The sequence below is a fragment of the Brevibacillus laterosporus genome (assembly GCF_030489605.1).
Taxonomy (GTDB): Bacteria; Bacillota; Bacilli; order Brevibacillales; family Brevibacillaceae; genus Brevibacillus_B; species Brevibacillus_B laterosporus_E.
Genome location: NZ_JAUKFY010000002.1, coordinates 136709 through 151621, shown reverse-complemented (window position 1 = coordinate 151621; position 14913 = coordinate 136709). Strand labels below are relative to the sequence as shown.

Genomic DNA, 14913 nt, shown 5'->3' with positions numbered 1-14913 from the left:
ATTTATCCGTTATGCGTAGACGTCTTCTTCCAACGTATCTAGAGAAGGCATCGGGCTTTTTTCTGCAAATATCACTGCTTCCTCGATCTCCTTCTTTGCCTGCTGTTCTATTTCTTTGGCCTGTTCTTGTGTAAGCAGACCTTTTTCTATCAAGCTCTCCTGTAATCTTTTGATGCAATCGCGATTTTTCCGCCAATCCAGCTCTTCCTCGGGGGTACGATATTTTTTCGCGTCACTCTTAGAGTGGCCTTTATAACGATATGTTTTTGCTTCAATTAAAGTAGGCCCTTCACCGCGCCGAGCTCGTTCTGCTGCTTCAGCTACAGCATTCATAACTGCCACAAGATCGTTTCCATCTACTACTACACCAGGAATACCATATGCTTTTGACCGATCCGCAATATTTTCGATATTCACCATTTCCGTTACAGGACCGGACATTCCATATTGATTATTTTCACAGAAAAAGATAACTGGCAATTTCCAGATGGAAGCCATATTTAGTGATTCATGAAAACTGCCTTCATTACTCGCTCCATCGCCAAAAAAGCTGATTGTAACATAGCCTAGTTTCTTCATTTGTGAGGTTAACGCTGCTCCAACTGCAATAGGGATACCACCACCGACAATACCATTCGCGCCCAAATTTCCTTTCTCTACATCGGCAATATGCATTGATCCGCCTTTTCCCTTGCAATATCCTGTTTCACGGCCAAATAATTCAGCCATCATTTTATTAACATCTGCACCTTTGGCAATGCAGTGACCATGACCTCGGTGCGTACTCGTAATTTTATCCTCTGGTTGAAGCACAGCGATTGCACCTGCCGCTGTTGCCTCTTGTCCAACACATAGATGCGTTGTTCCATGAATTAATCCTTTTGCGAAAAATTCATCCACCTTTTCATCAAAAAAGCGTATGACCCACATTTGATGTAATAATTCCACTAACTTTTGCTCCGTAATCATCTTAGGTATTTGCCAGGCAGCAATCATGTTGTACCCTCCTTTGCTCTTTAGAAAAAACAAAAGGCCGAACGCCTCCACACAGGTAAGCATTCGGCCCGAGGCCCTTTTTACACTTGTTCCAATTAGTTACATTTGTTCTACAACTTTATTTTACCTCTTTTTTGATATCCGTCAACTATTACTTTCTGCTCTGACTATCCTTCTAACAGCTTTGGGTTTTCTTCCAATCTTTTTTTAAATTCCTCTTTGGTCAATTTTTCAATGGAAATGAGAAATACTTCTTCCGTACCCTCACATACAAATTTATCGTGCTCAAACAATTTATATATTTTTGTACCAGGAGTCACTCTTTTCATTGATTCCATTTCCCTTCCCCCCCACCTCTGGTTGTAATCTTCTGGATATTCGCTGGTGCTTCCAATGCTTCCATCAATTCTTCCACAGCAAATTGGCATGTATCATTAACTGCCAGCATGATCACCCAGTCTACCTGAATTCCCGGTTCCCATTCCAGAGGGTGAGCCAATTGCAAAATGGCAATGGCAGGATTAATAGTCTGAGCAGGTTCTGCATGCGGGATAGCAATACCGCCTGCGAGTGATGTTGACCCAAGCTTTTCTCGTTCCCACACCTTTTGCACGAATTCGGGTTTTACATAGCCCTTTTCTACTAACTTGTGAGCAAGAAACAAAATGGCTTCCTTTTTATTCGAAATGTTGCAATCAGAAAAAATAAGGTCGGTCACTATTAAATCCTGCATGTGAAGGGGTGTTCGTTGGTCAACAGAAGCTTGTCCAACAGTCCAATCCCCGACCATTAATAAGCGATCTAAAAACGAAAATCCACTTCCCTCAATTAAATGCTGTAAGGAGATGAATGGCAGTCCCTCTACCAATGGATCAATCGTGCCTGCAACAGCTAAAATATGATATTCCTCTTTCCACTTTGTATAGGAGGAGCGTACCGTATGAGTATTAGCAAATAAATAATGCAGATCACCACCTCGATCACCGACATGCTCGCTCACAATTTGTCCAAGCTGACGTGCAGCCCCTTCCCCAGTCAAACAAACCAGCATCAACGCTTTGGGTTTGACTATTTTCCACTCATCTAAAAAGGGGGAAACTGGCATACGCCATTGAACAATTTCCTGGGCGACATGAGACAATGACTTTGGTGCATATAAACAGCGACGCATAACCTCCATAGCAAATGGCAAACTCAAGGGGGCAAATATCAATGTTTCGACTTGAACATGTTCTCGCCAAATCTCTTCACTGCCTACCATCCGTCCCGCATCTGCCAGAACAACGACTCCCATGCCATGATCTGCGCGCTTAATCGCAGAGCTGACTTTGGATAAAAATCGTTCCTCCGAATCATCTACAGAGAGACTAACTGCTTGAATGTGATGCTGTCCAAACAGTGAATGTAATTGTTCTGCCATACTCTCAGCAATACTGCCGTATGAAACCAACACCATACCTACAGTAGGTGAATTTTTTTCAATGAGGGTGCAATGCTTCACATATCGAGCCAGCATTTCTGTTTCTGACTTCGTAATGCTGATTCCCCACGTGCTTTTGATTACCTCTGCCATCTCCTGAGCAACAATCCACTCCATAGAGAGATAGGAGGAAGCTGATTCACTTTTTTGATCCCCATGATAAATCTGATTTGGCTCTGTAACCTGATAACGTTCTAGCATTCCTTTCACATGTAAAGCAAGAGCCATTAATAGTTTTTCATGATCCAGCACGAGGTGCTTTTCTGCAATCCATAGCATTTGCTCTACCATTTGCATGACCTTTTCTCCGACAAAAATACTTAAACTGCGTGCACGTTCCGCATCTGACTTTCGTTTTCCACTGTCCTCTCTTAATCGTTCGCGGCATTCCTGCTGTAATCGGAGTCGAATTAATTCAGGCCGAACTCCCTGTTGATTCATTTGTGCAAATCGAATGTGCAGCCAATGATAAATGGAGTCAGGAGCTAATGCTGTTAGAGCGCTTTGTGTCGTTCTTTCATCACCTTGTACAGGAGAAAAATGTTCAACTAACCAATCTATGAATTCGTTACAAACAAAAGCGCGAATGTCTCCTCGTAGCTGCGTAATGTTAGCCGTATACCCATTCATCAGTTTTTTGCGCTCGGTGCATTTATCCTTATGAATCGGACACCCTGCTTGTTGTGCCTGCTGTTGAATCATATCATCAATTAAACGAAGCTGTGACTCTCTCGGCCATGAAGCTAAGGATGGCAAGTGAATCTGAATGGGAAACAGACGATGCAGTAAGTCAGGATTATCCCAGCCTGCTGTATTTGTGCTGGACGCAAAAATGAATACGGGTGAGTCCATCTCTCGTACACGCTTAAGCACCGCTTCTATAGACTCAAGGGATAAAAGCTGGATTTCGCGAATATACAATGCCCCACCTACATCGTTATAGCTACTCAATGTATCGTAGATCCGTTGCTCAAATAATGGGCCTTGCGTCATTTCTCGTATATCTATTTCTGTAAAAATGGCTTCTGATTTCAGTTGTTTCTCTTGTTTCGCAAAAGAAAAGGCGGCTTCTGCCATAGCTCGCTTTCCTGTTCCCTTTTCTCCCTGAAATAAAATGGGGAGCTTTTGGCACGGATATAAAATGACTGCCTTCACCTGTTGTACAAATGGTAATAGGAAGCCGTCACTCTCGATCAAATCAGCAAACTGCCGCAGTTTTCGGTGTACTGGCCGTTCCTTGTCTAAAGAAGCATTGGACTTTCTAGCCAGGGGCATCTCTTGCCAATTTTCCTGCTGTTCTTTCCTTAAATTCATCACAGTAAATTTTGATATTTCAAAACCTAGTTTACGTAGCTCTCCTGTTAGCTTGCGATCTGATATCTGTGAATGCTTCTTTAAAAGCCGGTTCATTTCTGCCATTAGCAATGGTAACCGCCGTTTGCGAGAATCAGGAATTTGAAGCTGCTGACGCAATAACGTGCATTTATCTCTCCTAATTCCTAATTTTCCGGCAATCTCTTCGTCAGTCAGCGGATTTTTGGGATCCTCATCCTTTACAATCTGTAGTAACTGTCTCTTCATTTGCCACCATTCCTTCCCTTTTTAGCAGAATCCCTGACAATTGCTCACAATTCCTTTCATTTATTGAGATTGATCCACACCGATCACTCCATCTATACCAATGGTAGAAATTGTTCTTCACAGGCACAAAAGTGCGAGACAAACGTAGACGAACCAGGAGATTATGCTCTCCTGGTTATCCTTACTTGTAAGGAACAAGTGATCTTTCATTATTTTATTTTTATCACATCTCGCGTTGTTCCAGCATCTCTCTTTTGTCCTGCCGTCTTAGATAAATGGCTGTACCTATGGCAATAGCACCAATAGCAATGATACCGAAGTAACCCAGCTTAGCCCCAAAAACAAATAATGCTGTGGTAGGAACGGCACCATCGACCAGGGAAGAGATTGCAGCAGCACCTTCAGGGAATTTAAACCCTGCCATAGTTGCCGCGGTAGTGATGAGCGGAGATACGTAGGTAGCTAATAATAAACCTACTCCCAGAGCAATCGTCGAACCCAGAACCGTCCGTACTACGTTTCCTTTAAACACAGGAACCATCAAGCAAACAATAAACGGAATGGTCGCTAAATCTCCGAAGGGCAATACCTTATTCCCGGGCAGAAGCACCGCTAATGCCAGCACAATAGGAATCATAATTAACGATGAGGCTATAGCGGCTGGATGTCCTACGGCGAGCGCAGAGTCCATCCCAATATTTACTTCGCGATCTGGAAACTTACTGCGAACAAATTCTGAAGCCGCTTCTGATACTGGCAACAGCCCTTCCATAAGAACAGCTACCATTCGAGGCAACAGTAGCATCACGGCTGCTGTATTTACCCCTAAGGTTAAAACATCCTTTACACTCCATCCAGCTAAAAGACCAATAATAATACCTAAAATAAGACCTAATACAGTTGATTCACCCAGCACTCCCATTCGTTTTTGGATGGAATCTGGATCGGCTTTTAAGGTGCGCAACCCTGGGATCATGTTACATAATTTTTCGAGCGGCATGGCGATAACATAAAAAGCAGTGGAGGTACCATGCGGGAATGTAACGCCCTGATAACCATAAAATTCTGACACATGCTTCGAAGACATGTCTGCTAGTACAAGTAACACGATTGCATGAACAATCGCTGTTAATAGCCCCATTGGTACGCTGTTGGTCATAACCGTTACCAATGATCCTGTAAACGCGATGTGCCACAGGTTCCAAACATCCACATTTAATGTCTTGGTGAGTCCGAAAAGAAGCATTGCTAGGTTGACCCCAAGGCCAATCGGGATAGCAAAAGCGCCAATCGTTGTCCCAAACGCAATGGCTGAACTAGCCGGCCAGCCTACGTCAATAATCGTTAACTCCACTCCTAAATTTTTGACCATATCTTGAGCGGCAGGACCGAGTGAACTGCTTAGCAATCCGATAATCAGATTGACCCCAACAAACCCAATCCCAATCGTGAGTCCAGCCCGGAATGCCTGTCCAGGCTTTGTTTTTAAGAGAATCGCAAAAATGAAGATGATGATGGGCAAAACAACAGTTGGCCCTAAATTAACAATTTTTTGTAAATACTCCATTTCCTCATCCCCTAACTCAATAAAATGGCTATTCGGCGGTCATCCGTTTCTCAATTTCGGCAAACACTTTTTCTTTACCGATTCCTGTTAACAAAGGAACAGCATTAATCACTTTATCCTGTAAATGAGCCGGTACTGCTGTAGTAGAAATAATCAGATCATACTGGTCACCTTTATTTAAAATATCACTTACCTTTGATTGCTCTAAATTAGCCTCTAATCCTTTTTCTTGGAAGAACGTTTTTAATTTCTGCATAACCACCGTAGAAGTTGCTACTCCTGTGCCACAAATCACCATAACTTTTTTCTTTGCCATTATAAATTCCTCCTAAAATTAGTGGTTGTAACTGTTAACAGGCTGGATAACGGAAAGAAATTCTACTGGTGTGCTGGCCTGACTAAGTACCTCCAAGCGTGAGGCATCCTGGATGAACGTCATAATTTCTTCCAGCATCTCCAGATGAGACTCACTTTTTTCAATCGCTAGCATGATAATAAGCTTGACTGAAATGGTTCTGCTGGCATCTGCCATGCATTGAAATTTGGTACCCTGTTTCACTAGACCCAATGCAATCGTCTGCTGTTTAACATGACACGCATCCGTATGCGGAATAGCCACATGTACATCAGCCAACTCCAATCCAGTAGGATAATGCTGCTCACGATCCTTGACAGCGTTTACATAACTCTCGTGCACAAAGCCCTTACTCCATAAGGATTTCGCCATGGTTTCTAGGATTACGTCTTGGCGGGTTTCATCTGGAAAGATAAACAAATGATCTGTTTGCACCATCTCCAAAAATGACATGTGGATTCTCCCTTCTATCTAAGCTGTCTCTCTTCCCTCTTTTTGTGTAAAAAGCCAACATTTCTAAACAAAAAAGGGCTAGATCGTATGACATTCATACGAATCTAGCCCGCGGCTCTTTTCATTATTTCTGTTACATTTGTTCTTACTTTTATCATTTGTTCCTTATAGTTAATCATACTATCCTTGCTGATAAACGTCAACAACATTTTCTTCACTTTTTATACCGGAAAAGAAAAAAAGCGACCCATGGTCACTTTCTCTTCTACATTTTCTGCCATTATTCCTCTGTATCAATAACTCCATGTCTGGTTTGAATAATTGCTTTGCCACGTACCTTGATAGCAGATGTATGCTCAGTAAATTGAGCTAGCATGACTTCACCCTTATCTAGCTTTTCTGTATGGTGAAAGCGTGTATCTGTACCACGGGTTAATCCAATAACATGTACTCCGTTTTCTTTTGCTTTAATGACAAAAAAGTCTTGGCTGCCACTGCTCCGTTGTGGATGTTGTTCCATCTACATGTCCCCCTAAGAGAATTTCTCCTTTTTACTATACCCTACCTAAACTTCCGCTTGCAATTTGGACGTTATTTTAGCGACATAGCGCTGTGTCTCTTGAGGAAGATTAGCTGCTAGACGATCAAAGTCTTCATCTGTCTCAATTCCAGCTCTTCTGACTCGGCCAGATCCTGCATTATAGGCAGCCAAGGCAACCTTTACATTGCCATCATATCGATCTAGTAATTTACCCAAATATTTGGTTCCGCCCATCAAATTTTGATCGGGATCGTAAGAATTACGTACCCCTACACTTCGAGCAGTATCGTCCATTAACTGCATAAGTCCTTTTGCTCCCGCGTGAGAGGTAGCAGTAGGGTTAAAGTTAGATTCGGCGCGGACCACCTCTCTCACTAAGGAAGAGTTGACACCGAAGCGTTTGCTCACCTGCTCAATTTTATCCACAATCTGCTGACGGCTCCACGCCATGGATTCATCTTTATTAGAGGTTAGATCAGATTGAGTTGAAGAGTAGATTAGAGAGGAATTCCAGCTATTTTGCTGCTTTGTTCCATCTAATTCAGCTAGAACCTGTTCTTTTGAGATTACATGCTGATATTTTTGCAGTTCATTTTCAAACACATCAGAAAACAAGGGATCTTGTCCATTTGGATTTGTCTGATTATCCAATAGCCCTTGGAATTGTGCTACCTGAGTAACATCACTTGATGTGAATTGTCCAGTAGATGCAAGGGATTTAACAAGCTGATTACTATCTATTTTCACGATTAGATCATCCATTCTCCTCTGTCTTTTATGTTCTATTATAAGGGAAGGCTTTCCATAGAGCCAAGAGAAAAAAGGCCCGATTGTTAAGAAAAATTGTTTTTTAATTCTTTACTTGAATTAATAAATAAACAAAAATGGTAAAACATTCATAATATACTATCGGAAGTAAAAACATCTTCCAGTACTACTAACAGACATCATCAAGGTCTCTCAATCATTCATATAATTTGATAGATGTGCTTTCAATAATCTAGTGGTCAGTGACTAGGAGTAGCGTTTTATGCAAAGCACCATAGTTTGCATTTGCTTTAAAAAGTCAGGCTCGTTCCTCTTTACATATATTCGCAAAATTTGAATTAGAATAAAATTATGTTATAATTTGTATATAAAATAATATTATAGGAGGTTTGGATATTTTGAAAAAATCATTACTCTCTACCATTGCCATGTTAGCTTTTTGTGTAATAGCGTCCCCTTCAGTATTAGCCGCAGAAGTTAGCCCACCAACAGTTCAAGATCATAAAGTACAAGCAACTCAAGCTCAAGTAACAGGGTTGGTTGTTGAACTCGGTGAGCGCAGGGTTTATTACGGAGACAGTACTGATATCTACATAAAAGCTCTTTTCTCTGATGGCTCAACCAAATGGGTTTCAAATGACGTAACGATCGGCAAAAGTGGTGGTGCTTACTATAACAAGCAACCAGGCTATGACTATGCATGGATACAGCCTTACAGATCAGGCGAGGGTTATTTTGAGTTTAAATACGGAGGAATTACAAAAGATTTCTGGTTCGATATATATGACTTTTAGTATTCGTCCTATTATAGGTAATTAAATACATAGTGGCTACATTACTAAAAAACACCTCTTCGCATAGAAATGCTGAAGAAGTGTAAGAATCAAAATGGTCGGAATGCAGGGATTCGAACCCTGGACCTCACCCACCCCAAGGGTGCGCGCTACCTGGCTGCGCCACATCCCGATGTTTTAGTCAGGTTATAACGTTGTAAAGAGTTGATTTTACGGGGATTTTCTGATGATTAACAGTCGCGTCTAATTGTTCGACTATTCAAAGTATATCACACAGCCCCGCACCCCCGCAATACCAAATAGCACACCCCCGGATCGATGTTTATATCACTTTCGAACGAATAATAATTGCTTTTTAGGATTAAATTATTCGGCCTCTTAACCTGGTCAGTTCGTACACAGCAACGATTTAAAATACTTTTTTAGCAAGACTACGACTGACGTAAGCATAATTCGGGTAGGAACTCGGTTCAAAAACTATATATTAATGAAGAAAAAGACCCGGGACACTTCGGGTCTCTTCTATTTTAATCGGTAACGGACACGTTGTTCCTGAAATCAACCCACGTCCAATCGCCGTTTTCCTCCTCAATTTTTACCTGTTTCATAACGGTGTCTAATAACTTGGCAACGCTCCTCACCGTTAGGAATTCGCCCCCGTCCCAGATACCCAGCACCAGTATTGATGTGTTGTAACATTCAAGCAGTTCACGTTTTCTTGGCAAGTAAAAGCTCCCAAAATCATTTTAGAGCTTATTTTCATAGTAAGGGATGAACATAAAAAAACCGGAAGAAATCCGAGGTTCCTTTTTTATTTCACTATATCATTAAAACAATGTTATAAATAAAAATAATAATACCAATAGAAAGATAAATGAGAAGAAAAGAGCCAATATAATTGAATATTTTTCTTATCCTTGGCAACCTTTTATTGTTTAAAAAAAACAATAAAATAAGTGCAAGTACGAGAAAAGTTATATAAAAAAGAATAACCCATTTATTAAACATAATATTTAATAGTATCATTCCGAATCATACGCATCTCTGAATACGCGTTTAACCTTTCTTTCCTGGAGGAAAATATCAAGCAAATTTGAACCAGCCCACCCAGCAAAACCTAATGCTGCAAAAGGGCTAATATTTTCACATCTGGGCAACTAGCTCTAGCACTCGATATCGCGTGTCTTGCAACAGCTACATCCCCAGCAAAAAAATACTAGACTTGGCAATCGTAATACAAAAGCACTCAATAAGACAATTTTCTTCAAATTTAATCATCTCCATTTGGGTGTTTTTGTAAAATTAAATTTAATTATACTAAAATTCTCTAAAAATTAAAACTCAATGGATAGCCAGATATGATGGATCGATGCATAAACCACAGCCTCAAAGTATGAATGGGGAAAGTGGTATGTCTATAGCTATTAATAAATATATTACTTTATGAGCCGATTTCATTACATCGTTGACGCTAAAACATGAGTTTTCCATGTCAACAAATCACGCTGTGCGGACAATGTACCCCTATAATTTCGCTGCCTTCAGAAAGGGTTTTCAATTCTCACAAGGAGCATATATTGACAAAGGGCCTGATTGGAATTCTGTTAACCTCCAAGTATGGGATGAATTTTGGCTTAGTTTTAGTACTGGTTCAAACTCGGCTGACTTACAACATAAATATAATGTAAAATATTTCTATAAAGACGACAGATTAAGACTTACGACTAAAGAATAAACACTTCATACTTTTCTGGGGAAATAATCATCCCATAGAAACCCAAAGCATATTTTATTTAATTAATATCGTGCTTCTTTTCTTGGTTGTTCAGACACATAAAAGATATAAGTAAGCGTAAAGATATTTTTTGATGTAATTTCTAGAATATCGAAATGACCTTAACTGACGACTAATGAATTTAGGCGTCAGTTTTTTTCCATTCATCTTACTACTTTCGACATAGAGATTCCTCGTCAATTCCGAATTTTCTAGCCCTTATAGCCCGAAAGGACAGACTACCAGCGCTAGCCACGTCCTCAGACGAGGTTGGTCTTTGTTACGACTAATACCAGGGACCGTCAGTCTAACCCCGATCCCCCGTTTTGGAATTACGTTGTACTGCCCAGTCTGATTCAGTCATACCCCGTAATCTCCTAATTTAGGGACCGGGATTGTCGATCCAATCAACGATACCTTGTGGATTATCAGTCCAATCATAAATCAAAACGTGATTCCTCCCTCGTTTTAGTATCCGGGGTCATCAAGCCATTCTGGTTCTAACATGCCGTGTACACTCCTTTTATTAGTGTCTAGGGTCCTCGAACCAAACAACAATGCCTTGCGGGTCGTCAACCCAATTAATATCGTACATCATAGGGTTCCCTAATCCAATTAGTGTCCAGGATCGTAATGCCATCCTGGATTAGCCATGTCACATCCCCCCCTATATTAATAGCCGTGGGCATCATGCCAATCCGGGTCTACATTATGTTTCACTCCGGAAATCTTTTGAAACTCCAACCCGAACCATTATGTGTATTCACCCTATCCTCCTTTCCTACACCTTTCGATAAGAATATTTCAAAATCCTTCCAAATACAAAAAAACGCCGGCTATCCGACGACTAATTGCGCTTTTTGACGGCTTGTACCAACGCGGCGATCGAGAAGCCCAACGCTACCACCACAATTACCAATGTAATAGTATAAAAAAGGAAAAGGACATTATAGAATAAAAAAATATATAAACATGATAAATGAATATGCCGTCACTACAATATTTATAATATAGAGCACTTTTCGTAACTTTTCGAATTTACCCTTTAAAAGAAAAGGTAAGATGCTAGGTTTAGGAATATATACAAAGGTAAAAGAAGTATAATCCACTTTTTTAAAAAAATACTTGCTATTATTTCACCCACTACTTTTCTCCTTCCATAATACTATCAAATGCACGTGCTGCTTTTCTCTCAGCTATAACCACATCCGCAGCATTAACGACCGCTGCCAAGCCAAAACCAGCACCTACAAAAAAGGCAATCATGCTATCAGCGCCCCAACCTGATTTAATTCCTTTTGTACTTGCCATAAATGAAGCGGCTGAAACAGTTGAGTTCACCACTAACAGAGCCTCAGCTTTCATTAACTCATCAACTTTATCCTCATAATGATACAAATCATCTTTATTACTAGAGGTTTGTTTTACACAGGTTCCTTCTTTACCGTTTCCGATATCCCAGTACTTTTGCTGCCACTTTTATCGATTACATAATAAAAACCATAGTATTTTTCATGTGATTCTTGTACGATATCTTTCTTTGCAAAAGCCGCTATTTTAGGCTGTTTTTGCATTTGTTTTTCTTTCTTTACCTGTTCGGCAGAATCTGCTATAGAGACCTGTATTATGGTGCTATCATCGGATTCTATAGTGTGATTCATCTTATCATCTGTAGCCTCGATAATTCCATTTTCACTCTCTGCTCTTACACTGTCATTATCCTCCAAAATCCCAATCTTATATCTATTTCCTTGACTGTCTTCAAGAGTTTTTGCTTCAACCATTTGATTAGGTTCATTTATAGCAAAAGCAGGAATACTAGATGAAGATAGTACTGATAAAACAAGAGCACTAGATAAAATCACTTTTTTCATTTTCTCCTTGGAAATATAAACTAATTATTTTACATAAATTAGTATTTTTTCCAGTACCCAGAATATCAATAGCATATTGTAATAATTAACAAAGTAAAAATGAAACGGTATTCGAGAAGCCTGCGGATATATTCGATACGAGTCGTGAATATTACCGACATTATTGAACGATTAAACGAACAAAAAGGACACCTAAAGTTGTCGTCTGATGTTCTCTTTGGCTACACTTTCGATATACGATTCCTAACTAAAAAAGCTAATAATTACAAAACCATAGCCCGCCTTTAAGTGGGATGCAAATTAGATCGGAGGGCTGTGAGGCTTGTGCCGGCGTAGGAGTATATCCAGCTATTCCAAAAACTAAACCAAAAGCAAGTGAGAATGCTAAAACTTTTTTCATGGCTTTAACCTCCTTCCTTATAATATTTATATTTTTGTTATATTTCGAACCTTATGAACAAAAATTGTTTTCTATAACAAAGATTTTTAAAAACAATGGCCCACTGGCACGAGCCAGCAGTTCTTGCACACTGCCTTTCTAGGCGGTGTTTTTTCATTTCAATCCCCCAGTTATCACGATGAGTTTATATTCAACAAACTTTAAAAGGCATCCAATCCATCCTCCACGTAGGAAGCCACAATACCCTTCCACTGCGCGAAAAAGGAATCTGTGATTTCTTGCCCGTATTATTCTCCCCTCTACCTCTCGTTATCTCGTTAGGTATTTCTATATCCAATATATAAATAAACCATAGGATTAGTGTTATGTATTTGATTTAATTCCCCATTCATTCTATCATCCGCTCCTTTTCTCCCCACTACAAAGAAACTCCAAAGTTTCCGGAGATTCCTTCCTTCACGATATCTTATTCAACTTGCTAGGTCTAAATAAAGGTACTCAGCAAAAAGACTAACTCAATAATGAATGTAGGAATAAAAAATATATTGGTAATTTTTAGAATCATATGATATTATTTCCACATATCAACATAATAAATGAAAGGAAGTGTTTCATGTGCTAAAAAAGGTTACTGCTTCATTTTTTCTCTTTGCCATGATGCTATTGCTAAGCATCCCGGCTTTCGCGGCTCCGGGTGAAGACCACCTCGATCCGGGTGAAAAGCTTGTCAAAGGACAGTATCTGAAGTCGACAAATGGTGAATATCAATTGATCTTGCAAGATGACGGGAATCTCGTCCTATATGGAAGAGGAAGAGCATTGTGGAGTTCTAATACACACGGTCAAGCTGCTAGTAACTTAATTATGCAAGCAGATGGCAATCTAGTAATTTACGGTTATCCTCATGCAATTTGGCATTCCAGTACACACAATAACCCTGGAGCCAGATTGATTGTACAAAATGATGGGAACGTGGTTATATACTTAGCTCAAAAACCTATTTGGGCCACAGGTACAAACTAGTTTTCTTTAAAAACGCACTGCCATTACAGGCGGTGCGTTTTTCATTTCAAGCTAATCAAACTAGTTTGTATCACATAATCAGTCATTACATGACATGACACCATTATTCTGGGTAGCTAACAAAAATTCTTTTGTAACCCATAGGTTCCGTTTTACACCTTAACTTAAAGTTTGTTTCCCCCCTATACTACTCCTCCCGATCCCCCTTCTTTTTTCCTAATTTGGAGTTGTGATTCAATAAGATAATGACCGTATCTAAATGAATCAGTGTTATGTAAAAAAGCCCACACATCCTATGTATGAGGAGTGAAGGGCTTTGGGGTTGCATTGGGTTCATTTCAAAAATAGTTCATGGAAACACACACTAAAACCCGCCTTGTAAAGAAAAGACGGGTTTTCATTTCCTTGTTATTATAGGAAGTAAAATCGGCTCGCTCTTCGCGACAGGATACTAAGCTTTGATGTATTGCAAAACCTCTGCACGTGCATTAGCATCTTTTTCAAACATTCCACGAACAGCCGTAGTTACAGTAGAAGAGCCAGGCTTTTTCACACCACGCATGGTCATGCACATATGCTCTGCTTCTACCATCACCATAACACCATGTGGCTCTAGTTTCTTCATAATGGCGTTAGCTACAGTGGAAGTAATACGTTCTTGCAATTGTGGACGACGTGCTACCGTTTCCACAGCTCTTGCTAATTTACTCAATCCTACAACTCGTCCACCCTTTGGTATATAAGCGACATGCGCCTTTCCAAAAAACGGTACTAAATGGTGTTCACACATCGAATAAAAAGGAATATCTTTAACGAGTACAATTTCTTCATGGTCTTCGCTGAATATGGTTTCGAAGTATGTCTCTTCGTCAACATTCATGCCTTCAAAAGCTTCTGCGTACATTTTTGCTACGCGTTTTGGTGTATCCAATAAGCCTTCTCGGTCTGGATCTTCACCGACAGCTTCTAGGATCATTCGAACAGCTTGTTTTATTTTTTCGTGATCTACATTCATAATGACAGCCTCCTCAAACCCTTCGCAACAAGAACAAGCCAATTTTATCATACCCTATATAAAAATACAAAACACGAATGTGTAGAAACTTACTTATTACTATATCCTAATTAGACTGCTTTTTCATCCTTTATAATAACAATTTACAGATTAGGGAAGCAGTTGGATTGCACTGTGGGAGTTTAAAAGGCCTTTTCTTATTGAAATCGCCAAAAAAGGCCCCTAAAAGAAGGTAGCAAATTGCCAGCTACTTCTCTTTGGGACCTTTATATGTAAGATCTTGGAGCTTCAA

Annotated in this window: 15 protein-coding genes and 1 tRNA gene; 2 read left to right on the top strand and 14 right to left on the bottom strand. The window is 40.0% G+C overall.

Annotated features, from left to right (window positions below; translation table 11 throughout):
• Window positions 1-9 precede the first annotated feature (9 nt).
• From QZ995_RS02580 to QZ995_RS02545, 8 genes are all read right to left on the bottom strand, one after another.
• Window positions 10-996 (bottom strand): thiamine pyrophosphate-dependent dehydrogenase E1 component subunit alpha, encoded by a 987-nt coding sequence (locus QZ995_RS02580; protein ID WP_301802627.1) that lies wholly within the window; start codon window positions 994-996, stop codon window positions 10-12.
• Window positions 997-1163: 167 nt separating this feature from the next.
• Window positions 1164-1334: a hypothetical protein gene (locus QZ995_RS02575; RefSeq protein ID WP_003338539.1), complete on the bottom strand. Its 171-nt coding sequence runs from the start codon at window positions 1332-1334 to the stop codon at window positions 1164-1166.
• A complete protein-coding gene (locus tag QZ995_RS02570; RefSeq protein ID WP_301802623.1) occupies window positions 1322-4057 on the bottom strand; it encodes a PTS sugar transporter subunit IIA in 2736 nt (911 codons plus the stop codon). The genes QZ995_RS02575 and QZ995_RS02570 overlap by 13 nt, the downstream gene beginning before the upstream one ends.
• Window positions 4058-4280: 223 nt before the next feature.
• Window positions 4281-5624, bottom strand: a complete 1344-nt coding sequence (locus tag QZ995_RS02565; RefSeq protein WP_301802621.1) for a PTS galactitol transporter subunit IIC — start codon at window positions 5622-5624, stop codon at window positions 4281-4283.
• A 28-nt stretch (window positions 5625-5652) separates the two neighbouring features.
• On the bottom strand, window positions 5653-5940 hold the full coding sequence (locus tag QZ995_RS02560) for a PTS sugar transporter subunit IIB (RefSeq protein WP_301802618.1): 288 nt from the start codon (window positions 5938-5940) through the stop codon (window positions 5653-5655).
• Window positions 5941-5958: 18 nt separating this feature from the next.
• Window positions 5959-6432, bottom strand: a complete 474-nt coding sequence (locus QZ995_RS02555; protein ID WP_301802615.1) for a PTS sugar transporter subunit IIA — start codon at window positions 6430-6432, stop codon at window positions 5959-5961.
• Between the two features lie 280 nt (window positions 6433-6712).
• Window positions 6713-6952, bottom strand: a complete 240-nt coding sequence (gene mtrB, locus QZ995_RS02550; RefSeq protein ID WP_301802612.1) for a trp RNA-binding attenuation protein MtrB — start codon at window positions 6950-6952, stop codon at window positions 6713-6715.
• 45 nt (window positions 6953-6997) lie between these two features.
• The gene (locus QZ995_RS02545; protein ID WP_301802609.1) at window positions 6998-7735 is read right to left on the bottom strand and encodes a lytic transglycosylase domain-containing protein; all 738 of its coding nucleotides are present in this window, start codon (window positions 7733-7735) and stop codon (window positions 6998-7000) included.
• A gap of 404 nt (window positions 7736-8139) precedes the next feature.
• Here QZ995_RS02545 and QZ995_RS02540 point away from each other — a divergent pair, with 404 nt between their 5' ends.
• Window positions 8140-8535: a hypothetical protein gene (locus QZ995_RS02540; protein WP_301802607.1), complete on the top strand. Its 396-nt coding sequence runs from the start codon at window positions 8140-8142 to the stop codon at window positions 8533-8535.
• 95 nt (window positions 8536-8630) lie between these two features.
• On the opposite strand, the gene QZ995_RS02535 is transcribed toward QZ995_RS02540, so the two are convergent.
• The 5 genes from QZ995_RS02535 to QZ995_RS02515 all read right to left on the bottom strand — a co-directional run bounded on the left by QZ995_RS02535 (window position 8631) and on the right by QZ995_RS02515 (window position 12583).
• Window positions 8631-8707 (bottom strand) — tRNA-Pro (locus QZ995_RS02535).
• 355 nt (window positions 8708-9062) lie between these two features.
• Complete coding sequence (locus QZ995_RS02530) at window positions 9063-9260, bottom strand: hypothetical protein (protein ID WP_301802604.1); 198 nt, start codon at window positions 9258-9260, stop codon at window positions 9063-9065.
• 2192 nt (window positions 9261-11452) lie between these two features.
• A complete protein-coding gene (locus QZ995_RS02525; RefSeq protein WP_301803191.1) occupies window positions 11453-11764 on the bottom strand; it encodes a geobacillin-26 family protein in 312 nt (103 codons plus the stop codon).
• Window positions 11734-12183 carry a geobacillin-26 family protein gene (locus tag QZ995_RS02520; protein WP_301802601.1) on the bottom strand — a complete coding sequence of 150 codons (450 nt, stop codon included), beginning with the start codon at window positions 12181-12183 and terminating at the stop codon, window positions 11734-11736. The genes QZ995_RS02525 and QZ995_RS02520 overlap by 31 nt, the downstream gene beginning before the upstream one ends.
• A 256-nt stretch (window positions 12184-12439) precedes the next feature.
• Window positions 12440-12583 carry a hypothetical protein gene (locus QZ995_RS02515; protein ID WP_158642141.1) on the bottom strand — a complete coding sequence of 48 codons (144 nt, stop codon included), beginning with the start codon at window positions 12581-12583 and terminating at the stop codon, window positions 12440-12442.
• Window positions 12584-13198: 615 nt separating this feature from the next.
• On the opposite strand from QZ995_RS02515, the gene QZ995_RS02510 reads away from it, so the two are divergent.
• Window positions 13199-13606, top strand: a complete 408-nt coding sequence (locus QZ995_RS02510; RefSeq protein WP_301802594.1) for a lectin — start codon at window positions 13199-13201, stop codon at window positions 13604-13606.
• A gap of 451 nt (window positions 13607-14057) precedes the next feature.
• On the opposite strand, the gene folE is transcribed toward QZ995_RS02510, so the two are convergent.
• A complete protein-coding gene (gene folE, locus QZ995_RS02505) occupies window positions 14058-14624 on the bottom strand; it encodes a GTP cyclohydrolase I FolE (protein ID WP_301803188.1) in 567 nt (188 codons plus the stop codon).
• Window positions 14625-14913 lie beyond the last annotated feature (289 nt).